The 25,400-nt window shown below is 66.4% G+C and carries 24 protein-coding genes; 4 read left to right on the plus strand and 20 right to left on the minus strand.

Going from position 1 to position 25,400, the window contains the following annotated elements; translation table 11 throughout:
* Window positions 1–20: 20 nt before the first annotated feature.
* The 10 genes from bamA to ACVPT3_RS09050 form a co-directional block, all read right to left on the minus strand.
* Complete coding sequence (gene bamA, locus ACVPT3_RS09005; RefSeq protein WP_492040579.1) at window positions 21–2,438, minus strand: outer membrane protein assembly factor BamA; 2,418 nt, start codon at window positions 2,436–2,438, stop codon at window positions 21–23.
* A gap of 29 nt (window positions 2,439–2,467) precedes the next feature.
* Window positions 2,468–3,685 carry a M50 family metallopeptidase gene (locus tag ACVPT3_RS09010; RefSeq protein ID WP_492040580.1) on the minus strand — a complete coding sequence of 406 codons (1,218 nt, stop codon included), beginning with the start codon at window positions 3,683–3,685 and terminating at the stop codon, window positions 2,468–2,470.
* Window positions 3,686–3,708: 23 nt separating this feature from the next.
* The gene (dxr, locus tag ACVPT3_RS09015; RefSeq protein WP_492040581.1) at window positions 3,709–4,905 is read right to left on the minus strand and encodes a 1-deoxy-D-xylulose-5-phosphate reductoisomerase; all 1,197 of its coding nucleotides are present in this window, start codon (window positions 4,903–4,905) and stop codon (window positions 3,709–3,711) included.
* Window positions 4,902–5,723, minus strand: a complete 822-nt coding sequence (locus ACVPT3_RS09020) for a phosphatidate cytidylyltransferase (protein WP_492040582.1) — start codon at window positions 5,721–5,723, stop codon at window positions 4,902–4,904. The genes dxr and ACVPT3_RS09020 overlap by 4 nt, the downstream gene beginning before the upstream one ends.
* Complete coding sequence (gene uppS, locus ACVPT3_RS09025; RefSeq protein WP_492040583.1) at window positions 5,723–6,481, minus strand: polyprenyl diphosphate synthase; 759 nt, start codon at window positions 6,479–6,481, stop codon at window positions 5,723–5,725. The genes ACVPT3_RS09020 and uppS overlap by 1 nt, the downstream gene beginning before the upstream one ends.
* A 37-nt stretch (window positions 6,482–6,518) precedes the next feature.
* The gene (gene frr / locus ACVPT3_RS09030; RefSeq protein WP_008263615.1) at window positions 6,519–7,076 is read right to left on the minus strand and encodes a ribosome recycling factor; all 558 of its coding nucleotides are present in this window, start codon (window positions 7,074–7,076) and stop codon (window positions 6,519–6,521) included.
* Window positions 7,077–7,116: 40 nt separating this feature from the next.
* The gene (gene pyrH / locus ACVPT3_RS09035) at window positions 7,117–7,851 is read right to left on the minus strand and encodes a UMP kinase (protein WP_492040584.1); all 735 of its coding nucleotides are present in this window, start codon (window positions 7,849–7,851) and stop codon (window positions 7,117–7,119) included.
* Between the two features lie 128 nt (window positions 7,852–7,979).
* Window positions 7,980–8,921 (minus strand): translation elongation factor Ts, encoded by a 942-nt coding sequence (gene tsf, locus ACVPT3_RS09040; protein WP_492040585.1) that lies wholly within the window; start codon window positions 8,919–8,921, stop codon window positions 7,980–7,982.
* 150 nt (window positions 8,922–9,071) lie between these two features.
* Window positions 9,072–9,956 (minus strand): 30S ribosomal protein S2, encoded by an 885-nt coding sequence (gene rpsB / locus ACVPT3_RS09045; protein WP_492040586.1) that lies wholly within the window; start codon window positions 9,954–9,956, stop codon window positions 9,072–9,074.
* A gap of 223 nt (window positions 9,957–10,179) precedes the next feature.
* Window positions 10,180–10,773 (minus strand): DUF4142 domain-containing protein, encoded by a 594-nt coding sequence (locus tag ACVPT3_RS09050; RefSeq protein ID WP_492040587.1) that lies wholly within the window; start codon window positions 10,771–10,773, stop codon window positions 10,180–10,182.
* Window positions 10,774–11,192: 419 nt separating this feature from the next.
* Between ACVPT3_RS09050 and ACVPT3_RS09055 the strand changes: the two genes are divergently transcribed.
* A complete protein-coding gene (locus ACVPT3_RS09055; RefSeq protein ID WP_492040588.1) occupies window positions 11,193–11,585 on the plus strand; it encodes a hypothetical protein in 393 nt (130 codons plus the stop codon).
* 233 nt (window positions 11,586–11,818) lie between these two features.
* Window positions 11,819–12,376 (plus strand): M23 family metallopeptidase, encoded by a 558-nt coding sequence (locus tag ACVPT3_RS09060; RefSeq protein WP_492040589.1) that lies wholly within the window; start codon window positions 11,819–11,821, stop codon window positions 12,374–12,376.
* A gap of 6 nt (window positions 12,377–12,382) precedes the next feature.
* On the opposite strand, the gene ACVPT3_RS09065 is transcribed toward ACVPT3_RS09060, so the two are convergent.
* Together ACVPT3_RS09065 and dnaE are read right to left on the minus strand one after the other, a co-directional pair.
* Window positions 12,383–12,874 (minus strand): DUF3224 domain-containing protein, encoded by a 492-nt coding sequence (locus tag ACVPT3_RS09065; protein WP_492040590.1) that lies wholly within the window; start codon window positions 12,872–12,874, stop codon window positions 12,383–12,385.
* On the minus strand, window positions 12,874–16,332 hold the full coding sequence (gene dnaE / locus ACVPT3_RS09070; RefSeq protein WP_492040591.1) for a DNA polymerase III subunit alpha: 3,459 nt from the start codon (window positions 16,330–16,332) through the stop codon (window positions 12,874–12,876). Before dnaE ends, ACVPT3_RS09065 begins: the two co-directional genes overlap by 1 nt.
* A gap of 361 nt (window positions 16,333–16,693) precedes the next feature.
* Between dnaE and msrA the strand changes: the two genes are divergently transcribed.
* A complete protein-coding gene (gene msrA, locus ACVPT3_RS09075; protein WP_492040592.1) occupies window positions 16,694–17,311 on the plus strand; it encodes a peptide-methionine (S)-S-oxide reductase MsrA in 618 nt (205 codons plus the stop codon).
* A gap of 27 nt (window positions 17,312–17,338) precedes the next feature.
* Here msrA and ACVPT3_RS09080 read toward each other — a convergent pair whose 3' ends face one another.
* From ACVPT3_RS09080 to ACVPT3_RS09095, 4 genes are all read right to left on the minus strand, one after another.
* Window positions 17,339–18,040 carry an ABC transporter ATP-binding protein gene (locus tag ACVPT3_RS09080; RefSeq protein WP_492040593.1) on the minus strand — a complete coding sequence of 234 codons (702 nt, stop codon included), beginning with the start codon at window positions 18,038–18,040 and terminating at the stop codon, window positions 17,339–17,341.
* Window positions 18,033–19,319, minus strand: coding sequence for a lipoprotein-releasing ABC transporter permease subunit (locus ACVPT3_RS09085; protein WP_492040594.1), 1,287 nt, complete (start codon window positions 19,317–19,319; stop codon window positions 18,033–18,035). Before ACVPT3_RS09085 ends, ACVPT3_RS09080 begins: the two co-directional genes overlap by 8 nt.
* On the minus strand, window positions 19,316–20,632 hold the full coding sequence (proS, locus tag ACVPT3_RS09090) for a proline--tRNA ligase (protein ID WP_492040595.1): 1,317 nt from the start codon (window positions 20,630–20,632) through the stop codon (window positions 19,316–19,318). The genes ACVPT3_RS09085 and proS overlap by 4 nt, the downstream gene beginning before the upstream one ends.
* Window positions 20,633–20,709: 77 nt before the next feature.
* Window positions 20,710–20,976 (minus strand): DUF1467 family protein, encoded by a 267-nt coding sequence (locus tag ACVPT3_RS09095; protein ID WP_492040596.1) that lies wholly within the window; start codon window positions 20,974–20,976, stop codon window positions 20,710–20,712.
* Window positions 20,977–21,052: 76 nt separating this feature from the next.
* Between ACVPT3_RS09095 and ACVPT3_RS09100 the strand changes: the two genes are divergently transcribed.
* A complete protein-coding gene (locus ACVPT3_RS09100) occupies window positions 21,053–21,406 on the plus strand; it encodes a 5-carboxymethyl-2-hydroxymuconate Delta-isomerase (protein ID WP_492040597.1) in 354 nt (117 codons plus the stop codon).
* A 19-nt stretch (window positions 21,407–21,425) separates the two neighbouring features.
* On the opposite strand, the gene ACVPT3_RS09105 is transcribed toward ACVPT3_RS09100, so the two are convergent.
* The 4 genes from ACVPT3_RS09105 to ACVPT3_RS09120 form a co-directional block, all read right to left on the minus strand.
* Window positions 21,426–21,764 carry a DUF3088 family protein gene (locus tag ACVPT3_RS09105; protein WP_492040598.1) on the minus strand — a complete coding sequence of 113 codons (339 nt, stop codon included), beginning with the start codon at window positions 21,762–21,764 and terminating at the stop codon, window positions 21,426–21,428.
* Window positions 21,765–21,801: 37 nt separating this feature from the next.
* Complete coding sequence (locus ACVPT3_RS09110) at window positions 21,802–22,716, minus strand: hypothetical protein (RefSeq protein WP_492040599.1); 915 nt, start codon at window positions 22,714–22,716, stop codon at window positions 21,802–21,804.
* Window positions 22,717–22,949: 233 nt separating this feature from the next.
* Complete coding sequence (locus ACVPT3_RS09115) at window positions 22,950–24,623, minus strand: ribonuclease J (protein WP_492040600.1); 1,674 nt, start codon at window positions 24,621–24,623, stop codon at window positions 22,950–22,952.
* Entirely contained in the window at window positions 24,624–25,400 is a 777-nt protein-coding gene (locus ACVPT3_RS09120; protein ID WP_492040601.1) for a type III pantothenate kinase, read from the minus strand.

Raw genomic sequence — 25,400 nt, forward strand, 5'->3', positions numbered from 1 at the left:
AACGCTTTTGCGTCGCTTCCTTAGAACTGGGTGGAGGTCGAGAAGCGGAAGGATTCCGTCTTGTCGTAGTCTTCCTTGGAAAGAACCTTCGAGATGTCGAACCGGATCGGGCCCATCGGGGACTTCCAGTGGATGCTGACGCCGGCCGAGGCGCGCAACGACAGTTCGTCGGCGATGCTGGTGTCGACCGTGCCGGTCGAGGTCAACTTATACCGGTCGTCCAGGACGCCCAAGGTGCCGACGTCGGCGAACAGGGAGGTCTTGATGCCGTACTGTTCGGGCAGATAGTTCGGCAGGGTCAGTTCGACGGTGCCGATGGCGTAGAAATTGCCGCCCAGGGCGTCGGTCGTATCCAGATCACGCGGCCCCATGCCGGCGGTTTCGAAGCCGCGGAAGCTGTTGCCGCCCTTGAAGAAGCGGTCGTTGATCCGGATCGGATCGCCGTTCCAGCCGCTGATATAGCCGGTCGAACCCTGTACGCTGACCACCCACTGGGGCGTGATACCGTAGTACCAGGCCGCGTCGGCCTCGGTCTTCACATAGTTCACGTCGCCGCCCAAGCCGGCGAAGTCCTGGCGCAACGAACTGGACCAGCCGCGCGTCGGCCGCACCGGGTCGTTGGTGAAGTTCATCTGCAGCGTATAGCCGATCGACGAGTTGATATAGCTGCCAACCTGATCGCACAGGGCCGACGAGCCGCTGCCGGTCGTGGTGCAATAGCCATCGGGCACGATGATCTCGTCCGACTTCAGGAAGTAGCGGGTGCTGAGCAGCATATTGCCGTTCAGCGGATAGGACAGGCGCAGGCCGCCGCCGGTCGAGCGGTAGTCGTACGACGAATATTCGCTGAGGTCGTAGCGCGAGTGGAACAAATCCCAGCCGGCCCGCAGATCGCGGCCCAGGAATTTCGGCTCGGTGAAGCGGAAATCGACCTGCTGGCGCAGCGATCCCCATTCCATCCGGGCGACGACGTTCTGACCCCGACCGCGGAAGTTCCGCTCCGAGATGCCCAGGTTGACCGTGAAAGAGTCGACCGAGCTGAACCCGGCGCCGACGGACAGCTCGCCCGTCGGCTGTTCCTCGACATTGACGTTGATGACCGAACGGTCCGGCGCGCTGCCACGCGTCTCCTCGATCGTCACATCCTTGAAGAAGCCGAGCGCGCGCAGATTGTTGCGCGACCGTTCCATCAGGGCGCGGTTGAAGGCGTCGCCTTCGGTCAGCAGAAGTTCGCGGCGGATGACCGGATCAATGGTGCGGGTGTTGCCGATCACATTGATGCGGTCGATGTAGACACGCTGGCCTTCGGAGACGTTGAAGGTGACGTCCACCGTGTCGGTCTCGGGATTGGCGCGATAGGTGGGATTGATCTCGACGAAGGCGTAGCCGGCGGATCCGGCGGCGAAGGTCAGGGCGTCGACCGCCTGCTCGATCTTGTCGCTCTCGTAGAGCTGGCCTTCGCGGATCGGCACCAGCGCCTTCAGGAATTGGGCGTTCAGGCGGTCATTCTCGGTAATGACGTCGACCTTGCCGAAATTGTACTTGTCGCCTTCGTTCAGGGTCAGAGTGATCTGGAAGGCCTGGTCATCCGGCTGCAGCTCGGCGACCGAAGAAATGATGCGGAAGTCATAGTAGCCGCGGTTCGTATAGAATTTGCGCAGCTGCTCCTGGTCATAGTCCAGACGGTTCGGATCATAGTTGTCGTTGCTGGAGAAGAATTTCCACCACTGCGAACGCTCCGTCACCATGACGTCGCGCACGTCATTGTCGGAGAAGGCCTGGTTACCCAGGACATTGATGGCGCTGATGCCGGTCTGGGGGCCTTCGTTGATCTCGAAGATCACGTCGACGCGGTTCTGCTCCAGCTGGACCAGCTTGGGCGTCACGGTCGCGGAAATACGGCCTTGCAGGCGATACAGTTCGACAATGGCGCCCACGTCTTCCTGCACCTTGGCGCGGGTGTAGATGCCGCGCGGCTGAAGCGTGACCTCCTTGGTCAGCTTGTCCTGTGACAGGGCGCTGTTTCCCTCGAACACCACCTGGTTGATGATCGGGTTCTCGACGATCTGGACGATCAGGTCGCCGTTCTGGACGCCGAGTTGCACGTCCGCGAACAGGCCGGTGCGCGACAGGGTCCGCACCGCGACGTCCAGCACCTGGGCGTCGACATTGTCGCCGGGGCGGATCGGCAGATAGGACAGGACCGTAGTCTGGTCGATCCGCTGGGCGCCCTGGACCAGAATACGGTTGACCGTCAGCGTCTGGGGCGCGGCGATCTCCACGCGCGGCGGCTGGCCGTCGGCGGGCGCGGCCTGCGGAGCCTCAGCCGGCGCCGATTGCGCCAGGGCGGGGGCGCCGAGCCCGGCGGCGACGGCCAGCGCGAGGAGGCTGGAACGGGCGCCCAGTCGGACGGCGGCGCGAGATTTCATGTCGTTCATTCTGAAAACCATCGGGGGCTGGCGTCGGCTCACGAGACGAGCCCGCCGAGGAATTGGAAGATGTTGAGCTTCTGTAGGTCGTTCCACGTCGCGAACAACATAAATCCCGCCAGAAGCGCAAGACCTGCGCGATAGCCCATCTCCTGATACCGCGCCGCCACGGGCCGCCGGGCCACGGCTTCATAGCCGTAGAAAAGCAGATGGCCGCCGTCCAGCACAGGAATGGGCAACAGGTTTAGAAAGCCGATTCCGATCGAAAGTATGGCGGCGAAGCTTGTGAGCGTCAGCAGAAGATTGATCGCAATGGCCTGAGGCGCCGGATTGGCCTCGACTGCGGCTGTGGTCAGGGAGCCTGTCGCCTTGGCGATTCCAAGGGGACCGCTGAACTGATCGCCGGACTCCCGTCCCGTGAACAACCGGCCCAGATAGGTCAGGGTCGAACCGATGATATCGCCCGTCTGGCGCACGCTTTCCGCCACGGCGTCGACCGGTCCGAAGCGGACATGGCGCACGTCAGCAGCCGTCGAGCCCAGGGTCAGGCCGATCCTCCCGACCTTCACCCGGCCGGCGATGGGGTCGTTTTCTTCCCGGCGCATCGGCGTCGCGACCAGTTCGATGACCCGACTTCCGCGTTCGACCGTGAAGCGGACGGGATCGCCGGTCGACAGCATGACGGTCTGGGTCACCGCCCCGCCGTCGTCGATGGTCTTGCCGTTCACGCCGGTGATCAGGTCCCCGACCTGAAAACCGGCGGCGGCCGCCGGGGAGCCGGCCTGAACCTGGGCGACGCGCGCCGGCCGGATCTGCTGACCCACGGCCATGAAGAGGACCGAGAAGATGGTGATCGCCAAAATGAAGTTGGCGAGGGGCCCGGCGGCGACGATCAAGGCGCGCTGCCAGACCGGCTTGAAGTGATAATAGTCGCGCTCGGCGCCGGGTCCGCCCTCGGCGACCACGCGCTGACGCAGTTCGGCCAGACCGGCCTGGTCCGGCACGCTGGAGGCGTCGAGATCGCCCGAGAACTTGACGTAGCCGCCCAAAGGCATCCAGCCGAAGCGCCATTCGATGCCGTGGCGGTCGGTCCGGCTGAAGATCGCCTTGCCGAAGCCGATAGCGAACCGGTCGACCTTCACGCCAAAGGCGCGGGCGACCAGGAAGTGACCCAGCTCATGGATGGTGACGATGAAGGTCAGCACCAGCAGGAACGGCACGATGTAGATCAGGATCTGACCCAGAACGCCCAGCATGTTCAATCGTCTCCCCTGGCCGATCAGGCCGCGTTCGCCAGTCCGGCGATAATGGATCCGGCTATCCTTCGCGCCTCAGCATCGACCTCGAGGGCCGCGCCGCAGGCGTCTCCAGAGCCGAAAACCATCCCCGCTTTCGTCGCACGCTCAAGGGTTTCGGCGACGACTGCGGCAATATTGAGAAAGCCCAGCTTGCGGTCAAGAAATGCGAAGGCCGCAACCTCGTTGGCGGCGTTGAATACGGCCGGAGCCGCGCCCCCCGCCCTCAGCGCCTGCCGCGCCAGATCCAGCGCCGGAAAGCGCGCCAGATCAGGCGCCTCGAACGTCAGTCGGCCCAGGGCCGCCAGATCCAGTTTCGGCGCCGGCCAGGCGATCCGGTCGGGCCAGGCCAGGGCGCAGGCGATCGGGGTGCGCATGTCCGGCGGCCCCATCTGGGCCAGGGTTGAACCATCCACATATTCCACAAGGCTGTGGATAATCGATTCCGGGTGCACCACCACGTCGATCCGGTCGGCCGGCATGGCGAACAGATAGGCGGCTTCGATCATCTCCAGGCCCTTGTTGGCCATGGTGGCGCTGTCGACCGAAATCTTGGCGCCCATGCTCCAGTTCGGATGGGCCACGGCCTGTTCGGGCGTGATGGCGGTCATCTGCGCACGCGGCGTTTGACGGAAGGGGCCGCCCGACGCCGTCAGCACCAGTTTCGAAACCCGTTCGGGCGCCTCGGCCGGGAAGACCTGGAATATGGCGGAATGTTCGGAATCGACCGGGATCAGCCGCCCCCCTGCCCGCCCGACCCGTTCGATCAGGGCGGCGCCGCAGCAGACCAGGCTCTCCTTGTTGGCCAGGGCGAGCACGGCGCCGGTGTCGGCCGCCGCCCAGGCCGACCTCAGACCGGCGGCCCCGACGATCGAGGCCATGATCCAGTCCGCCGGTCGGGTCGCCGCCTCGACAATCGCATCCTCGCCCGCCGCGGCCTCGACGCCGGTCCCGGCCAGGGCGTCGCGCAGATCGTCCAGCCGCCTCGGATCGGCGGTCACGGCCAGCCGGGGCTTCCAGCGTCGCGCCTGTTCCGCCAGTTTCGCGATATTGGTGCCCCCGGTCAGGGCTTCGACTTCGAAGACGCCGGTCCCCGACGCCGTCGCCTGTTCCATCAGGTCCAGCGTCGACGACCCGACCGATCCGGTCGAGCCCAGCACCGTCACGCGACGACGGATCAAGACGCGCCTCGCTCGAGCAGGACCACCAGAAGACGCCCCGCCGCCACGACCACGACCGCGAACATCAGGCCATCGACCCGGTCCAGCAGGCCGCCGTGTCCTGGAATGGTGTTGCCGGCGTCCTTGACCCCGAACCGCCGCTTCAGACCCGACTCCCACAAGTCCCCGCCCATGGTCGCCAGGGCGGCGGCCAGACCGAGGCTCGCCCCCCAGAAAATTGTCAGACGCCCCATGTCGAACCAGGCGGTCATGGCGGCGCCCGCTATCGCGCCGGCGAGAATCCCGCCGATAAAGCCGGACCAGGTCTTGTTGGGCGAATATCTGGGCCACAGCTTGGGCCCGCCGAATGTCGAACCGGCCAGATAGGCCAGGATGTCCGCCGACCAGGTCACGGCGAAGACCAGCACGGTCCAGTGCAGCCCGACCGTGTCGTCCACGTTTCGCAGCCAGATCAGCAGCACCGACGGCCAGCCCAGGTAGAGAACCCCATAGGCCGCATCCAGGGCCTGCTGGCCCCGGGTTCGGGCGAACAGCGCCGCCCCTGCCGCCCCGAACACCAGCATGACGAAGGCGACGGACATCGCGCCGAAATAGGCGCTGACGACGGCGGCGACCACGCCCAGGCTGACCGCGCCCCCGATCAGGCGCGGCGCGCGCGGCGCGCTCATGGCGCCCCACTCGAAAGCCAGCACGACGCTGGCGGCGAGAACCAGCGCCAGGAACCAGATTCCTCCGACCCAGGTGGCGGCGACCGCCGCGGGCGCCAGGACGGCGGCCGAAGCCGCCCTCAGCGCGATGTCGCGTCCCTTGACCGCCATCAGGCCGACGCACGCACGGGCGCGGCCTCGCGGCCGCCATAGCGACGCTCGCGCCGGGCGAAGGCGGCGACCGCCTCTCCCAAGGCCTCAGGCCCATAGTCCGGCCAAAGAATATCCTGGAACACCAGTTCGGCGTAGGCCGCCTCCCACAGCAGGAAGTTCGACAGGCGCTGCTCGCCCGAGGTGCGGATGATCAGGTCCAGTGGCGGCGATCCGGCCGTGGCCAGACCGGCAGCGAACGCCTCCTCGGTCAATGGCCCTGTCGCCTCGCCGGCCAGGAGCCGCTCCATGTGCCGGCGCGCGGCATCCACCAGATCGGCCCGGCCGCCATAGTTGAAGGCGACCTGCAGGACGAACTTGTCGTTATGGGCCGTCTGGGCTTCGGCTCTGTCGATGATGGCGGCGATATCCGCCGGCAGGCCCTCGCGCCGGCCCAGGACGCGCAGCCGCACGCCCGCCCTAGCCAGCCGCATGAGGTCGCTGGCCACATAGGTTCGAACCAGGCCCATCAGGTCCGAGACCTCATCAGCCGGACGGCTCCAGTTTTCGGTCGAGAAACCAAATACGGTCAGGCAGCGGATGCCGAAATCGGGCGCCGCCTGGATGGTTCGCTTCAACGCCTGGACGCCCTCGCGATGACCCATGGCGTGCGGCAGGCCCCGCGCCTTGGCCCAACGGCCATTGCCGTCCATGATGATGGCGACATGACGCGGTCCGTCCGGACGCGAGCCTGAAGGGGCGGCGCTGTCTGCCGTCATCTGTCGTTCAATCCCATCAGGCTCCAGCCGATCCGCCTCAGACCTGCATGATCTCTTGTTCCTTGGTCTTCAAGGCCTCGTCGATGCGCTTGATGGCGGCGTCCGTCTCCTTCTGGATGTCCGCCTCCAGCTTCTTCTGTTCGTCCTGGCTGATCTCGCCGGCTTTCTCGGCCTTCTTCAGATCGTCATTGGCGTCGCGGCGCACGTTGCGCACGGCGATCTTCTGTTGCTCGGTGTATTTTCCGGCCAGCTTGACCAGATCCTTGCGGCGTTCCTCGGTCAGGGGCGGCACGGGGATGCGCAGGGTCTGGCCGTCGACGATCGGGTTCAGGCCCAGGTTGGCGTTGCGAATGGCCTTTTCGACCGCGACCACCATACCCTTGTCCCAGACGTTCACGGAAATCATCCGCGGCTCGGGCACGCTGATGGCGGCGACGGCCGACAGCGGCGAGGCCGATCCATAGGCCTCGACCCGCACGGGCTCCAGCAAGCCGGCGTTGGCGCGTCCGGTGCGCAGGCCGCTGAACTCTTCCTTCAGCGCCACGACCGCCTTCTCCATACGGTCGCGATAGGTTTTCACTTCGGGCTTTGCCATGGTCTTGGTCTCTCTTGTCTTGAACGAGTCGTTCGAACGATCAGGCGCGGTCCTGGATGATGGTGCAGGTGCCTTCGCCGGTCAGGGCGCGGCGCAGGGAGTCGTCTTCCCGGATCGAGAAGACGACGATCGGAATACCCGTGTCGCGCATCATGGCGATGGCGGAGGCGTCCATCACACGCAGGTCCTGGGCCAGAACCTCCTGATAGGTCAGGGTTTCATAGCGGGTCGCGGTCGGATCCTTCTTGGGATCGGCGGTATAGACGCCGTCCACGCTGGTGCCCTTCAGCAGGGCGTCGCAGCCCATTTCAGCCGCGCGAAGGGCCGCGCCCGAATCCGTCGTGAAGAAGGGCGCGCCGACGCCGGCGGCGAAGATGACCACGCGGCCCTTCTCGAGATGACGCAGGGCGCGGCGGCGGATGTAGGGTTCGGCGATGGCGGCCATCGGAATGGCGCTCTGCACGCGGGTCGAGACGCCGATCTTCTCCAGCGCCGACTGCATGGCCAGGGCGTTCATGATGGTGGCCAGCATGCCCATATAATCGGCCTGGGCGCGCTCCATGCCCGCCGCCGCCTTGGACAGGCCGCGGAAGATGTTGCCGCCGCCGATCACCAGACAGATCTCCACGCCCTCGGCCGCCACCTGGGCCACGGCCTTGGCCACGGTGTCCACGGTCTTCATGTCGACGCCGAAGGTCTGATCACCCATCAGAACTTCGCCGGAGACCTTGAGCAGGACGCGCTTGTAGCGAAAATTGGCGGGGGCGTCGGGCATGCGGCGGGGGTCCGTTTGACTGCGGCGCCTTTGAATCAGGCGACTTCTTATAGACGAAGGGCGCGCCGGCCATCAAAGCCGAACGCGCCCTTCTGATACAAAACCCTCACGAATGAGGGGAAGGTTTCTTAGTTGCCGCCCATCATGGAGGCGACTTCCGACGCGAAGTCGGGGCCTTCGACCTTCTCGACGCCTTCACCCAGGGCCAGGCGGACGAAGCCGGCCAGGTGCAGGTTGGAGGAGCCCAGTTCCTTGGCCGAGTTGGCGACCAGCTGTTCGATGGTCACGTCCGGATCCATGACGAAGGGCTGCTTGGACAGCACCACGTCCTTTTGGAACTTGTTGATCTGGCCTTCGACGATCTTGGCGATCATGGCTTCCGGGCGACCTTCTTCCTTGGCCTTTTCGGTCAGAACGGTGCGTTCCTTCTCGATGGCGGCGGGGTCTAGGTCGTCGGTGTTGAGCGACAGCGGGGCCGTGGCGGCCACGTGCATGGCGATCTTGCGACCCAGTTCGCGAAGAGCGGTCTTGTCGCCCTCGCCTTCCAGGGCGACCAGCACGCCGATACGGCCCACGCCCGGCGACACCGCGTTGTGGACATAGGTCGAGACAACGCCTTCCGACACCGACAGGCGGGCGGCGCGGCGCAGTTGCATGTTCTCGCCAATGGTGGCGATCATGTTCGTCACTTCGTCCTGGACCGTCTTGCCAACTTCCAGCTCAGCGCCGTGCAGGGCCTCGACCGAGTGATGCTCCAGGCCCAGTTGGGCGAACGACTTGGCGGCGTTCTGGAACAGCTCGTTGCGGGCGACGAAGTCGGTCTCCGCATTGAACTCGATGGCGGCGGCGACTTCGCCCTTGCCGTCTTCCTTCGACGCAACGGCGACCAGGCCTTCAGCGGCGACGCGGTCGGCCTTCTTGGCGGCCTTGGACAGGCCCTTGGCGCGCAGCCAGTCGATCGCTGCTTCGATATTGCCGTCGTTTTCGACCAGCGCCTTCTTGCAGTCCATCATGCCGACGCCCGAACGCTCGCGAAGTTCCTTCACGAGGGCGGCAGTGATCTCGGCCATGTTCTTCTCCTTGGGGGATTTCGTATGTGGGAACGGCCGGGCTGACTTAGCCCGGCCGTGTGTCAGTTCAAACCACGGCCTTCAGAATGACGCTCAAGTCGCGAGCCGCGGCGCGGCAAGCATGGCGTCAAAGGAATGACCGTCAGGCGTTTAGCCTGCAGCCTGTTCGGTCTCGACCGCGTCCAGAGCTTCGGTGTTGGCCGAGGTGTCGTCCGAGGCCAGCATCTCAGCGGCGACTTCTTCCGTGCCGGCCGGCGCGGCGTCGGCTTCGACCGGGGTCGAGGCTTCACGCAGCATGGGCTCTTCCGGATTGATCGCAGCGCCCAGGTCGACGCCCGAGGCCGACGCGCCGGCCGCCAGACCGTCCAGGACGGCGTCGGCGATCAGGTCGCAGTAGGTCTGGATGGCGCGAGCGGCGTCGTCGTTGCCGGGGACCGGATAGGTGATGCCGTCCGGGTCCGAGTTGGTGTCCAGGATGGCGATGATCGGGATGTTCAGCTTGCGGGCTTCCTGGATCGCGATCGCTTCCTTGTTGGTGTCGATCACGAACATGATGTCCGGGATCGAACCCATGTCCTTGATGCCGCCCAGCGACAGTTCCAGCTTGTCCTTCTCGCGCTGCAGGTTCAGCAGCTCCTTCTTGACGCGGCCTTCGCCGCCGTTCTCGAGGATGCCTTCCAGCTCGCGCAGACGGGCGATCGAGCCCGAGACGGTGCGCCAGTTGGTCAGCGTGCCGCCGAGCCAGCGGTTGTTCATATAGTACTGGGCGCAGCGCTTGGCGGCTTCGGCGACCGGATCGGCGGCCTGGCGCTTGGTGCCGACGAACAGGACGCGGCCGCCCTTGGCGGCGACGTCACGCACGGCCACCAGAGCCTGGTGGAACAGCGGCATCGTCTGCGACAGGTCGATGATGTGGATGTTCGAGCGCGAGCCGAAGATGTAGCGATCCATCTTCGGGTTCCAGCGGTGAGTCTGGTGGCCGAAGTGAGCGCCTGCTTCAAGCAGGGTGCGCATAGAGAATTCAGGCAGAGCCATGATCGTTAGTTCCTTTTTCCGATCAAACGTGGCGCGGGGATTAAAGGTCTGAGGACCCTCGGAATGGAGCGTGTCGGGATGTCTCCCCGAAACGCGCCTCGCCCGCGTTGCGAAGTGCGGGGGCCATGTAGGCGGGATGGCCCGCAATAGCAAGCGCCGCGTCCAGAAAGACGAAAGGCGGCCCCTTGCGGGACCGCCCTCGTCTTGAACACGGGGGATCAAACTACATGGCGTTGACCAAGGCCTGGGCCCGGTCGCGATGCTTCGTGATGGTGGGGATCATCTCCCGCGCCAAGGTCGCGAGGGCCGGGGCGTCGGAGTTGTCCGAGAAGCCGTTCAGCAGCGTCAAAGTCTCGTTGTGAGCGGCCACCTGCTGATCCAGATAGACCTTATTGAAATCGTCAGGCGCCGCGGCGTTCAGATTGTCGATCATGCCCTGGCGGCGCTGGTCCAGCATCGTCGGCATGGTGACGTCGGGTGCGGCGGTGGAAGCCGTTGATCGCAGCTTTTCGCCGGCGGCCGTATGGTCCTCCTCGATCATCGAGGCCAGAGCCTTGACGTCGGCGTTGTTGGACTTGGTCTGGGCGATACGGGCCGCCTCGATCTCGTACATATTGCCTTCCGCCAAGTTCGTGACGAAGCCATCGACGGTGTTGGCGCCCAGAGTGGCGGCAGAGGTCTGGCCCACCATGCCGGCGGCCGCGTCCTGCGTCGCGTTGACAGCCTCGCTGGTGTTCTGAGCCGCAGTGTCGTCGCCCTGGTTACAGGCCGCAAGAAGAGCCAGCGACGCCGCGCCGGCGATAAGAATATTCTTCATTGGTTGTCTCCCTTGAGACCCTCAAAACCCCTCCGCCACAACGAGGTTCCACGATTTCATAAGCTTAGCTATATCCAATCCGGGCATTCCGACCCTCGCCCACTTCACCAAACAATGATATCCTGACCTGAAGAATGGGGGATGCGGCTATGGCTTGGCGGGCCAGCCTGGGGGCGATTTTTGCGGCGGCGGCTCTCGGGGCCGGCGTTGCGTGGACACAGGCGCAGCCTCAGCAGGCGAACCGACCGCCACCTGGGGGCCCGGCGCCGGCGGAGGTTCCCCTCACCCGCAGTCGCGCGGACCAGACCGCGGTCGCTCTCGCGCGACAAGACCCCTTGGCGGGGCGGCTCCGCCGCGTTCTGGCCCAGGACAGAGCAACGGCCCCGCTCTTATCGCAGATCGAGGCCTCGCCCGTCCCAGTGCTAGGCCCCGCCGATCTCGGCCTGCTACGCGGCGCCCGCTTCTATCCTGGCGACCGCCAGTACACGTTGGTGGTCCGCAAAGAGGGCTTGATCGTCGAGATTTTCGGCTCGATCCGCGCGCTTCAGTCACCGGCGGGCGCAGCGCCCCCCCTCGCCGTCATCCCGCAAACTCGAGCCTTGGTGCGGGCGCCCGCGCCTGCGGCGGAGCGTGGCCTCACGCAGCTCCATACCGAACAGACAGAATATGGCGTAGACGTCGCCTTTGTCCGGTTCGGCGCCGCCTATAATCTGACCTTCGTCTGTGACTCCATGGGGCCGCCAGACTGTACGGAGGCGGCCGCCTTGGCCTTCGCTGCGTCTCTGCAACTGCTGGGCGGAGGCGGACAGTGAAACGTCTGGCCATCCCTGCCCTTCTGCTGCTCGCCGCCTGTTCACCATCGGGATGCGGCCAGGCAACGCCGCCGGCCGACGCACCGGCTGCGCCATCCTCGCCTCCCGTCGCGCCGGCTGAACCGCCGCCCAATCCGGCGCCTGAGCCCGTCACCTGGCCGCACGAACCCGCCGGGAGCCTTTACCCAGGGTCTGGGGCCGGGGCGACGGACGTCACCCTGTGGGCGCCGGTGATGCGGTTTCCCATCGAGGCGGCGCCGGCCTTCGCCAACTCCCAGGTCTACGGCTACGGCGGCTATCAGGCGCCGGGGCCAGGCGGGCAGTGCGATAATCGGAACTACGCCTATCCGTGGCGAGACAACTTCTGCGAAAGCCGGTCTTGGACCAACGGCATGTGCCCCCGCGGCAAGGGGCACCAGGGGCAGGACATTCGGCCCGCGACCTGTGTGAAGAAGGTCCACGCCGTGGTGGCGGCCGAGTCCGGCACGGTGACCTCGATCGGCAGCTACACTGTGTTCATCCAGGGGGCCAGTGGTCGGATCTACCGCTATCTGCACATGGACATGCCGGGCGTGCGGGCCCTGATCCATGAGGGGCAGGCCGTAACCCGGGGCCAGAAGATCGGCACGGTCTCGGCCGACTTCGGCGGGAACGCGACGACGATCCATCTGCACTTCGAGATCAAGGCGCCGGTGACCTCGGGCGGGTCGACGGCGGTGATCTTCGTACCGGTCTATACCAGCCTGGTGGACAGTTATGGACGGCTGTTGAACTCCCCCGGCGAGGCCTGATCACTCTCAAGGGGCGTCGGGCAGGCTGTATTCCAGGTCGTAGCGGTGTTCGCCCTCGGCAATGGTCAGATGGAAGACGCCGCTGATGCCGGCCAGTTCACCCTCGCCCGAACCGGGGACGACGGTGATCAGGAGGTCCTGCGCACCGGCGTCCATCACGCCGCGATGGACCATGGCGAAGGACCCACGGCGGCCATCCAGCACGCCCGTCACCCGCTCCATGGCGACATAGGCGCCGGATCCACCAGCCAAGAGGCCGAGCATCTCGCCTGAGCCGCCGCCTTCAAACGCGCCGTGGAAGGTCTTGGCCAGCAGCATGCGGCCCGGGGCGCCGGCGGGCGCTTCAGAGTCGGGCGCGACGGGCGTGATCTGGACGTCGAAGGTTCCGACGGCGTGGGACATGACGGGGCTCCTGACGGCGGGCGCAGCCGCGGTCGCGTTGGGTGCGGGATCGGAGACGGCGGCCAACAGGGCGGCGGTCAGGATGAGGGCGATCATCAGGCCTCCTCCAACATCAGCACGCCCGGCGCTGACTTCAGCGCGCCGCGCAGGGCGCCGTCGAGGCGGTAACGGCCGGGCAGTTTGACCTCGACTTCCTGAAGCCCCTCCAGCGAGGCGATCAGCGACACCTCGCCGCCCTTGCCGATGGCGCCCGAGCGCGCCCGTTCCAGACGCGCCTTCAGGGCCTCGGCATCGGCGGTGCGGGCCGAGACGTGGATGCGAAGCCCGATGTTGGCGTCGTCCAGAAGATTGTCCATCCGGCTGGCGTCATCGCCGAAGAAGCGGACCTCGCCCTCGGACGACTTGGCGCGGACCCGCACCATGACCGAGGCGCCCGGCTCCAGCACCTCACGGCATTTGCGCAACTGTTCCGGCGGGAACAGGCATTCGAACTCACCGGTCGGGTCCGAGAAGGTGACGAAGGCGAACTTCTCGCCGGTGCGGGCGCTGGCGCGCTCCTGCTTGCGGCGCACCACCCCCGCCATCTGGAAAGCCTCGTGGCCGGATTCCGCCAGGGGAATGGCCTCGGCGACGAAGGTGACCCGCTTGCGCTTCAGGGCTGAGGTCATCTCGTCCAGCGGGTGGCCCGACAGATAGAAGCCTACCGCCGACAGTTCATGGTCCAGACGTTCCGGCCCGACCCAGGGTTCGACGCTCTTCAGCCGGGGCCGACCGACATGGGCCTGATCGCCGCCGAACAGACTGACCTGGGACGAGGCCCGTTCAGCGGCTACGCTCTGGCAATAGGCCATCAGGACGTCGGCCTGTTCGACCAGCTGGCGGCGGTTGGGATGGATGCTGTCGAAGGCGCCGGCCTTGGCCAGGCCTTCCAACGCGCGCTTGTTGACGCTGCGCGGATCGACCCGCTCGAGGAAGTCGAAGATGTCGGCGAACCGACCGCCGGTCTGGCGCACCTCGATCACGTGGCGCATCGCCTCGAGGCCCACGTTGCGGATGGCCCCCAGGGCATAGAGGACCGAGCCCCGGCTGTCGTCCCAGGTCACGTCGAAGTCGGCCGAGGACCGGTTGAGATCGGGCGGCAGCACCGGCACGTCGAACCGTTTGGCGTCCTGATAGAAGACCGCCAGCTTGTCGGTGTTCGACAGGTCCAGGCTCATGGACGCCGCAAAGAACTCGACCGGATGGTTGGCCTTCAGCCAGCCCGTCTGGAACGAGATCAGCGCATAGGCGGCGGCGTGCGACTTGTTGAAACCATAGCCGGCGAACTTGGCCACCAGGTCGAAAATCGAACCGGACTGGGTCTCGGGGACGGTCTTCTCCAGCGCGCCCTTGATGAAGCGCGCCCGCTGGAAGTCCATCTCCTCCTTCTTCTTCTTGCCCATGGCGCGACGCAGCAGGTCGGCCTCGCCCAGGCTGTAGCCGGCCAGGATCTGGGCGATCTTCATCACCTGTTCCTGGTAGATGATGACCCCGTAGGTTTCGGTCAGCACCTCTTTCAGGCTGGGGTGCAGATAGTCGACCTCGGCCCGGCCGAATTTCCGGTCGATATAGGTGTCGATCATCTCCATCGGCCCCGGCCGATACAGCGAGATCAGGGCGGTGATCTCCTCGATGGAACCGCAGCGCATCTTGCGCAGGGTGTCGCGCATGCCCTGGGATTCCAGCTGGAACACCCCGACCGTCTGGCCAGAGGCCATCAGTTCATAGGTGCGGGCGTCGTCCAGCGGCAGGCCGCTCCAGTCCGGCGCCGCCCCGCGCCGTTCCAGATAGCCGCGGGCCCGGTCCAGCACGGTCAGGGTCTTCAGACCCAGGAAGTCGAACTTCACCAGACCCGCCGGCTCGACCCATTTCATGTTGAACTGGGAGGCCGGGATGGTGGAGCGCGGATCCTGGTACAGGGGCACCAGTTCGACCAGGGGCCGGTCGCCGATGACGATGCCGGCGGCGTGGGTCGAGGCGTTGCGATACAGCCCCTCCAGCTCCAGCGCGGTTTCCAGCAGGGTGCGGACCGCCGGCTCGGCGTCCCTCGCCTCCTTCAGGCGCGGCTCGAGGTCGATGGCCTGGGCCAGGGTGACCGGGGCGGCCGGGTTGTTCGGCACCATCTTGCAGAGCCGGTCCACCTGGCCCAGCGGCATCTGCAGCACCCGGCCGACGTCGCGCAGCACGGCCCGCGCCTGAAGCGTGCCGAAGGTGATGATCTGGGCGACCCGGTCCTTGCCGTAGTGGGCCTGGACATAGTCGATCACCTCTTCGCGCCGCTCCTGGCAGAAGTCGATGTCGAAGTCGGGCATGGAGACCCGTTCGGGGTTCAGGAACCGCTCGAACAGCAGGCCGAACCGCAAGGGGTCCAGATCGGTGATGGTCAGGGACCAGGCGACCAGCGACCCGGCCCCGGAGCCCCGCCCCGGCCCCACCGGGATGCCGTGCTCCTTGGCCCATTTGATGAAGTCCGACACGATCAGGAAATAGCCGGGGAAGCCCATCTGCTGGATGATGCCGACCTCCCACTCCAGCCGGCTCCAGTATTCCTCGACCGGCACGGCCGGCGTGGTCTGGCTCAGCCGGACCTTCAGCCCCTCGCGCGCCTGGTGGGCCAGTTCGTCGGCCTCGGACCGCCCCGCCCCGGTGTCGAAGCGCGGCAGGATGGGGGCGTGGGTCTTGACCAGGAAGGCGCAGCGCCGGGCGATGTCGATGGTGTTGTCGCAGGCCTCGGGCAGGTCGGCGAACAGGGTCCGCATGGCCTCGGCCGACTTGAACCAGTGTTCCCCGGTGATGCGGCGGCGGTCTTCCTGGCCGGTGAAGGCGCCGTCGGCGATGCACAGCAGGGCGTCGTGGGACTTCGCCTGGGCCGCCTTGGCGTAATAGACGTCATTGGTGGCGACCAGGGGGACGTCGTTGGCATAGGCCCATTCGACCAGACCCGGCTCGGCCCGCCGTTCGTCGTCCAGGCCGTGGCGCTGAAGCTCGACATAGAAGCGGTCGCCGAAGACGGATTTCATCGTCGCCAGGGCGGCCGCCGCCTCCGCCGTCTTGCCCTGGGCGAACAGGGGATCGACCGGGCCGTCCGGTCCACCCGACAACAGGATCACGCCTTCGGACCGCGCCTCGATCAGGCTCCAGGCCACGCCGGGCTCTGCCATCTCGCCGGCGTCCAGATAGGCCGAGGACGACAGGGCGCACAGATTGCGCCAGCCCGCCTCGTTCTGGGCCAGCAGAACCACAGTCGGGGTCTTGGCCCAACGGACGGCCTGCTGGCCGCCGATGCCCAGGACCGGAAGCGCACAGGCGACGATCGGCTGGACGCCCGCGTCCTTGGTGTACTGGCTGAACTCGAGCGCGCCGAACAGATTGGACCGATCGGCGATGGCCACGGCCGGCATGCCCGCATCGGCCGCCAGCTTGCCCAGCTTGCCGGCCTTGATCGCGCCCTCCAGCAGCGAATAGGCCGAGCGGACCCGCAAATGGACGAAACCCTGACCTTCTGCCGCGCTCACCCGTCCACTCCTTCAGCTAGACCGCAGATAAGACCCCGACTCGGTCAGCGCACCAATGGCGGGTCGCATCATGTCGTAAAAACAGGGCGACAAACCGCCAAACCGCCAAACATGCAGTCAGACCGAGGTGACCATCAGGGCCGCCTGCCAGGCCATCCAGACGAAGCCGCCGCACGATGCAAGCGACAGCAGATCTCTCATCAAACGCGGCATGGTCTTATCCCCAGATCGATCAATGTTCCTGACTTGTTCTATGTTCCCTCATTGTTCTCGTCAACCCCCGCTCTTAGCCCCAGGCGGGACGGGTTGAAACCAATCGCCCGGGCGCATCGTATGGGCTTTGGAGAAAGGGAGATGTCCCATGCCCAAGACCCGCACCCTCGCCGCCGCCCTGGCCCTGTCGCTGATCGCCGGCCTGTCGCCGCTGGGCCGCGCCGACGCGCAGAACCCGCCCGTCACCCAGACCGCCGTCTTCGCCGGCGGCTGTTTCTGGTCCGAGGAAAAGGCGTTCGACGGCCTGCCCGGCGTTCGTTCGGCCGTGTCAGGCTTCGTCGGGGGCCATACGGCCAACCCGACCTATGAGCAGGTGGTGCGCGGCGGGACCGGCCATATGGAGGCGGTCCAGGTGACTTTCGATCCGCGCGTGGTCACCTATCGCGCCCTGGTCGACCGCTACTGGCGCACCATTGATCCGACCGATCCGGACGGACAGTTCTGCGATCAGGGACCGTCGTATCGCACAGCCGTCTTCGCCACGGCCGATCAGCGCGCGGCGGCGGTCGCGTCGCGCGACGCGGCGATGCGGGTGCTGGGCAAGAGCTTCACCACCCCGGTCGTCAGGGTCCAGAGGTTCTGGCCCGCCGGGCCGGAGCACCAGGACTACGCCCGCCGCCACCACGCCCACTACGAAGCCTATCGCCAGGGCTGCCGCCGGCCCCAACAGCTGCGCGCCATCTGGGGCGACGCGGCGGTGGGGTGAGGCAGACAGGCCTTCATTAAGGCTGGCTCAGTAGGCTTGGCTCTCCGCCGCCCGCTCTTCCAAATGGCCGTCCTTCAGGGCGAAGACGCGGTCCATGTGGCCGGCCAGTTCCATATTGTGGGTGGCGATCAGGGCGGCGACGCCCGTGGTCTTGGCCAGGGCGCGCAGGGATTCGAACACCGACTGGCTGGTGGTCGGGTCCAGGTTGCCGGTCGGTTCGTCGGCCAGCAGCAGCCGCGGCTTGTTGGCCAGGGACCGGGCGATGGCGACGCGTTGTTTCTCGCCGCCGGACAGCTGGGCCGGCTGGTGGGTCAGACGTTCGCCCAGGCCCAGGGTCGTCAGGGTCTCTTCCGCCTGGGCGCGGGCCTTGGCCAGGCTCATGCCCGCGATCCGCATCGGCAGGGCGACATTGTCGCGCGCGTCGAACTCGGCCAGCAGATGGTGGAACTGATAGACGAAGCCGATCCGGGACAGGCGCAGGCGGGTGCGGGCGCGCTCGTCCAGATCGCCCACCATCTCGCCGTCGATGGCGACCGTGCCCTCGGTCGGCTTCTCGAGCAGGCCGGCGGCGTGCAGCAGGCTGGACTTGCCCGAGCCCGAGGGGCCGATCAGGCCGACCATCTCGCCCGGCATCACGTCCAGATCCACGCCTTTCAGCACGGTCAGGCCGCCGTTGGCGGTGTCATAGGTGCGGGTCAGGCCGCGCACCGACAGGATGGGACTACTCATAGCGGAGCGCCTCCACGGGATCGATACGGGACGCCGTCCAGGACGGCGGCAAGCTGGCCAGGCAACTCATGCTGAAGGACAGCAGGGCAACCCAGGTCACGTCCATCGGATCGACCAGGGCCGGGATGGCGTCCAGCTGATAGACGTCGGCGTTGAACAGCTGGACCCCCAGCACGGCCTCGATAGCGTGCTGGATCGTGCCGATGTTCCAGCAGAACAGCAGGCCCAGGGCCAGGCCGGCCAGGGTGCCCGCCACGCCGATCATGGCGCCGGACATGAAGAAGATGCGCAGGATCGACGACGGGCTGGCGCCGACGGTGCGCAGGATGGCGATGTCGCGCGTCTTGTTCTTCACCAGCATGACGATGCCGGAGATGATGTTCATGGCGGCGATGGCGACGACCAGGCCCAGGATGATGCTCATGGCCACCCGCTCGACCCGCAGGGCGCCGTAGAAGGCGGCCAGGCGCTCGCGCCAGTCGCTGATGACAGAGCCGGGGCCGGCGGCGTCGCGGATGGCGGGGGTCAGGTCACCGACCCGGTCGGGATCATCGACCTTGATCTCGATGGCGTCCCAGACCCCCTCCTTGCCGAAGAACAGCTGCTGCTGCTCCAGCGGCATGAACAGGAAGGCGCGGTCGAAGTCGGCCGTGCCCGAGCGGAACAGGCCGCCGACGAAATAGGTCTTCTCCAGCCCGCCCAGATTGCCGAAGGCGCTGTCGGCGCCGGTCGGGGAATAGAGGGTGACGGGGTCCCCGACCCGGAGGCCCAGGGAATTGGCCAGGGCCGCGCCCATCAGGATGCGGTCGCCGCCGTAGTCGCCCTGGCCGAAGTTGGCGCGCTCTTGCGGCGTCAGGCTGTCGAAGACGTATTTGGTGGTGGCCAGGTCCTGGGGCCGCACGCCGCGCACCATGGCGCCGGTCGTGAAATTGCCGACCCGGACCAGGCTCTGGCTCTCGTTTAGGGGGGTGACGCTGACCACGCCCGGCACGGCGGCGATCCGCTTCAGGGCGGCGTCCCGGTCTTCCGACGTCAGCACGGGCCCCTGGACGTACATATGGCCGTTGAACGACAGCATCCGGCCCAGCAGTTCCGAGCGGAAGCCGGCCATGATGCTCATGACGCTGATCAGCACCGCGACGGCCAGCATGATGCCGATGAAGCTGATCACCGCGATGGTGGCCACCCCGCCCTCCTTGCGCTTGGCGCGGAGGTAGCGGAGGGCCAGGCCGATCTCCCACGCGGAGAAGGCGCCGGACGGACGGGACGGCAGGTTCAAGCAGTCAACCTTTCGATGGCTTCGGCCAGGGGCACGGAGACCTTCTCGCCGGTGGCGCGGCGCTTCAGCTCGACCACGCCGTCGGCCAGGCCCTTGGGACCGATGGTCAGCTGCCAGGGCACGCCGATCAGGTCGGCGGTGGCGAACTTGCCGCCCGGCCGTTCGTCGGTGTCGTCGTACAGGACGTCCTTGCCCAGTTTTTCCAGCTGGGCCACCGCGTCCTCGCAGGCGGCCGAGACGGCGGCGTCATTGGCGCGCAGATTGATCACGACCACGTCGAACGGGGCCACGGCGTCGGGCCAGATGATGCCGCCCTCGTCGTGGCTGGCCTCGATGATGGCGCCCAGCAGGCGCGACACGCCGACGCCGTAGCTGCCCATGTGGACATTGGCGTCCTGGCCGTCGGGACCGGCGACCTTGGCCTTCATCGGCGCCGAATATTTCTCGCCGAAATAGAAGATGTGGCCGACTTCGATGCCGCGCGCCGACAGGCGGTCGCCCTCGGCCGCCTCGGCTTCGAAGCGGGCTTCGTCGTGCATTTCCTCGGTCGCCGCGTAGAGCGCGGTTCGTTGATCAACGATTGACTGAAGATCGTCCCAGTCCACGTCCGCGCCCGGCGCCGGCATTTCGACCAGGGCCTTGTCGCAGAAGACCGCGCTCTCGCCCGTCTCGGCCAGAACGATGAACTCGTGGCTCAGGTCGCCGCCGATCGGGCCGGTGTCGGCGCGCATCGGCACGGCCTTCAGACCCATGCGGGCGAAGGTGTTCAGATAGGCCACGAACATGCGATTATAGGCCTTGCGGGCCGAGGCCTCGTCCACGTCGAAGGAATAGGCGTCCTTCATCAGGAACTCGCGGCCGCGCATGACGCCGAACCGGGGGCGGCGCTCGTCGCGGAACTTCCACTGGATATGAAAAAGGTTCAGCGGCAGCGACTTGTAGGACTTCACATAGGCCCGGAAGATGTCCGTGATCATCTCCTCATTGGTCGGGCCGTACAGAAGTTCGCGCTCGTGACGGTCGGTGATGCGCAGCATCTCAGGACCGTAGGCGTCGTAACGGCCGCTCTCGCGCCACAGATCGGCCAGTTGCAGGGTCGGCATCAGCAGTTCGACCGCACCTGCCCGCTGCTGCTCTTCACGGACGATCTGCTCGATCTTGCGCAGCACCCGCAGGCCCAGCGGCAGCCAGGCGTAGATGCCGGCGGCCTCCTGCTTGATCATGCCGGCGCGCAGCATCAGCTGGTGCGAGACAATCTGGGCGTCCGAAGGGGCTTCCTTCAGCGTGGGCAGGAAAAAGCGCGACAGGCGCATGATGGGGAATCCTAGGCGTAGAGACAGACCAAGGCTTTAGCCGCTGGACCGGGGCGAAAGCTAGGCCGGGTTGGGGATTAGACGGCCGGCGCGCGCGAGAAGTCCGGCAGGGGCAGCCAGCCGGTGAAGATGAGCACCATGACGAAGGCCCAGACGATGGCCGCGACCCAGGTGGTGGTGATGAATTTGCGCTTCAGGTTCGGCGTGGTCGGCGCCCCCCATTGCGTCCCGTCCGTCGGCGGCGTGTGGGTCTCGCGCGAGGTCCCCAGCGGCAGAACCGCGAACAACACCGTCCACCAGACGATGATGTAGATGCCGAACATGGTGGCGGGGCCGATAGGCATGGGACCTCCTGTCCGGACTTTGGCGTCCGGTTGAAACCGGTCTAGAGGATCAGCCTCCCCACGACGAGTCCCCGCCATGCCGCAGATCACCCTGGAATACACCAATCACCTGGCCGAGACCGACTGGACCCCGGTCGCCCTGGATATCCACCAGGCCGCCGTCGAGATCGCCGGCGCCGCCCTATCAGCCTGCAAGACCCGGCTGATTGCCCTGGATCATGTCGTCATCGCCGGTAATGCGCCCGAGACCGCCATGCTGGCCTGCCGCGTCGGCCTGATGGTGGGCCGCACGCCGGAGCAGAAGATCGCGCTGAGCGAACGGGTGCTGGAAATCCTGACCGCCGCCCTGGCCCAGCCGACCGGCAAGGTCGAGGTGTCGGCCGAGGTGTTCGAACTGAACGAGACCTATCGCAAGGCTACGCTCGGCTAACCGGGTATCGGCTTGACCGTCAGGGGTGCGGCCGGCCCACGCCATACCGCGCCGCCAGATAGGGGGCGATGGCGTGGTCCTGCAGGAAGCGGCGGCCGGTCGTTTCGCTGAGCTGGGCCTCGGGCCAGTCCATTTCGCCGTCAAGGATCAGGATGGGGCAGCTCTGATGCGCCTCGCCGACCTCGGCGATGACCGGCGGGCGCGGCCGGGCATGGTCCAGATAGACCACCTCAAGCGCGTTCCTCAGCTGGGGGTAGAAGGCCAAGACGCCCTCGATATAGGCGCCGGCCGGGCAAAACCACGGGCCGCCCTGGTCGTCATGCCAGTCGGGATTCAGCAGAAAGAGTCGTTCGGTCATGGACGGGATATAGCGGACCTCTGGCGGATTCCGACGTCTATTCGCAGGCTGCGCCGAAGCCCGGCGCGCGTAACGCCAACAGGATGGACGAACGCTCCGCCTGGGTGATGGAGCCTGACCGTTCCAGGACGCAGCCGACAGCGGTGTTCGAGTTCGGGGCCAACAGGCCGTAGGTCAGGCCCTCGGCTTCCAGCCGGGCCTGGGCGTCCGTCAGGGCCTCGACCGCCTCGGCGACGCGGGCCGGGTCTCTGGTGATCCGCGTCATCTCGTGCAGGGCCTCGCCCGAACTGGGGAAGTCATAGGCATCGGGCGTATAGGGGGCGATCTCGGCCGAGAGACGGTCGGGGTGATTCGTGACGCCGAACTTGGCGTTCTGGCTGGCGGAGAAGGCGATGGCCGGTCCCGTCTGCGGAACGACCAGGATGTAGGCGTGGCGCGGGAACAGCAGATAGTGGGCCATGTATTTGGTCACGGGCACCAGAGGCAGGCGGTCCGGCCCCAGGGCGTGGGCGCCGATATAGACGCCGGACGGCAGGCTGCGAGCGTCGATCCGTCCGTTCAGCTTCAGGATCCGGTCCACCATGACATGGTCCAGCAGGAAGACACCGTCCTCGGCCTCGCGCTCCAGATAGGCGTGGATGGCGGCGGTGTCGGGCGCGGGGCCGAGGTCGCGGCCATAGACGGTCGGAAAGGCCGTCGGCGACATGGGCCGTCCGTCCGGCGGGCTGAACCACAGGACGCGCAGTTCGTGGACGGTGCGCGACAGCGGCTCGTCGCCGCGAAAGGTGGAAAGGCTGAGCGCCAGGTTCACCGCAGCAAACAGGGCGATGAAACCGCCGATCCCCTGCCCCGCAATGACCGCCCAGCGCCGCCACCCGCGCAAGGGGTGACGGGCGTGGCGCACCCGTTCCAGCAGACGGCGGCCGCGACTCGGGCCGGGTTTGCTGGACATCCGTCGGGCGCTCCTTGACCGTTCGCGCAGAAAAATGCGCGCGAACGGTCAAGGTTGCATGGGATCGGATTTCAGATTCCGTCACCCTCGGACTTGTTCCGAGGGTCCACGGTTCAGCACCCGGGCTTCCTGGAGTGAAGCAAGGTCGGCGCCCTATCCCACCTATCCGCGAGGCGGAAAGGTGAGCCCTCGGGACGAGCCCGAGGGTGACGGGGTGTTTGGAGGATCGCGCTTTAAACCCGCAGGACGACCGTCTCGACGATGGGACGACGATCCCAGATCTGCTGGCTGGCCTTCTTCAGCACGCGCGCGACGGCCTGTTCGATGACCATTTCGTCGTCCAGGGCCTCGCCCTTCAGGCCCTTGACCACCTGTTCGACGCGCTCGGCCAGCTTGTCCAAGGCATCCCCCAGCGGCGTGGCGGTGTCGCCGGGCAGGCCGACGCTGCGGATGTCGATGTCGCTGGCGATGCGGCCGCGCTTGTCCAGGGCGAAGCTGACGATCAGCACGCCGTTGGTCGAGGCGTGGCGGCGTTCCTTCAGGGCCTCGCCCTGTTCGGTCACCAGCATGCCGCCGTCGACGTACAGGCGGCCGTTGGGCACCTCGTCGATGATCTTGGCCGGTCCGGGGGCCAGGCGAACCATGTCGCCGTTGCGCGGGGTCACGGTCTCCTTGACGCCGATGTCCTTGGCCAGGTTGGCGTGTTCCAGCAGGAAGCGACGCACGCCGTGGGTCGGAACCGCGATCTGCGGCCGCACCCATTCGTACATCTGCTTCAGTTCGTCGCGGCAGGGGTGGCCCGAGACGTGAATGCCGGGGTGATCCTTCTCGGTGTAGAGGCGCACGCCCCGGTCCGCGAGGCGGTCCTGCAGATTGCCGATGGCCAGTTCGTTGCCGGGGATCTGACGCGACGAGAAGATGCAGTGGTCGCCCAGGCCCAGTTTGACGACCGGATGGGTGCCGTCGGCGACGCGCGACAGGGCCGCCCTCGCCTCGCCCTGGCTGCCGGTGCACAGATACAGGATCTGGTCGGCGGGCCAGACGCGGGCCTCCTCGTCCGACAGGAAGGGTTTCACGTCCTGCAGCATGCCGACGTGTTTGGCGGCCGCCGTGATCCGGTGCATCGAGCGACCGGCCAGCGACACGCGACGCCCGCAGGCCTCGGCCGCGCGGATGACGCTGTCCATCCGGGCGACGTTGGAGGCGAAACAGCCCACGGCGACCCGGCCCTTGAGGCTGGCGATCAGTTTGGCGATCGCGACGGCGACATCGCCCTCGGACCCGGCGACGCCCGGTACGAAGACATTGGTCGAGTCGCAGACCATGGCCAGCACGCCCTCGTCGCCCATGGCGCGGATGGCGGGGGCGTCGGTCTTCTCGCCGATGATCGGCTGGTCGTCGATCTTCCAGTCGCCGGTGTGGAACACCATGCCCAGGGGCGTATCGATGGCCAGGCCGCTCGGTTCGGCGATCGAATGGCTCATGTTGACGAAGGTGACGCCGAACGAGCCGATGTCGACCGTGCCGCCCAGCGGCACCTCGATCAGTTGCACCTCGTCCAGGATGCCGCGCTCGCGCAGCTTGTCCCGGATCAGATAGGCGGTGAAGGGGGTGGCGTAGATCGGCGCCTTGATGCGCGGCCACAGCCAGCCCAGGGCGCCGATATGGTCTTCGTGCGCGTGGGTCAGGACGATGCCCTTGATCGTCTCGCCTTCCAGATAGGAAGGATCGGGCACGATCACGTCCACGCCGGGCGTGGAAAGGTCGCCGAAGGTGACGCCGACATCGACGATCAGCCATTCACGGTCAGCCTCTGGCCCGAAGCCATAGGCGTTGAGGTTCATACCGACCTCGTCCGAGCCGCCCAGCGGCAGGAAAACGAGTTCGTCTTGGTTTTGCTTTTTCATTCAGTCAGTCATTTGGGCGTTACGACGCCAGATTTCCAGGAGGCCGCGAATAGTCAGGTCGGGATCGAAGTGATCGATGCTGTCGGTCGCGCCTTCGAACAGGCTGGCGACGCCGCCGGTGCCGATGACGGTCATGGGCCGCGCCCATTCCGCCTTGATGCGCTGGACCAGGCCTTCGATCAACGAAATATAGCCCCAGAAGACGCCGGACTGCATGGCCTCGACCGTGCCCTTGCCGATGACGTGTTCAGGTTTCTGAATGGCGATGCGCGGCAATTTGGCCGCCGCCTCGTGCAGGGCCTGAAGCGACAGATTGATGCCGGGGGCGATCAGGCCGCCCTCGAACGCGCCATCGTCGGCGACGATGTCGAAGGTGGTGGCCGTGCCGCTGTCGATGACGATCAGGTCGCCGAGATAGACCAGCTTGGCCCCGATGGCGTTGACCAGCCGGTCTGCGCCGGCCTCGCTGGGCTTGGCGATGCGGACGTCGATGCCGAGCTTGGCGTTCTCGCCGATGACCAGGGGTTCGATGTTCAGATAGCGGCGCGCCAGATTGCGCAGGTTGAAGATCGACTGGGGCACGACGCTGGAGATGATGCAGCCGGTCAGGGCGGCGAATTCCAACCCCTTCATGATCATCAATTGGTGCAGCCAGACAGCGTATTCGTCGGCGGTGCGGCTGGCCTCGGTGGCGGCGCGCCATTGGGCGATCCAGTCCGAACCGTCGTGGACGGCGAACAGCGTATTGGTGTTGCCCTGTTCGATGGCGAGCAGCAT

This window comes from Brevundimonas sp. FV1ps31S (genome assembly GCF_058681265.1).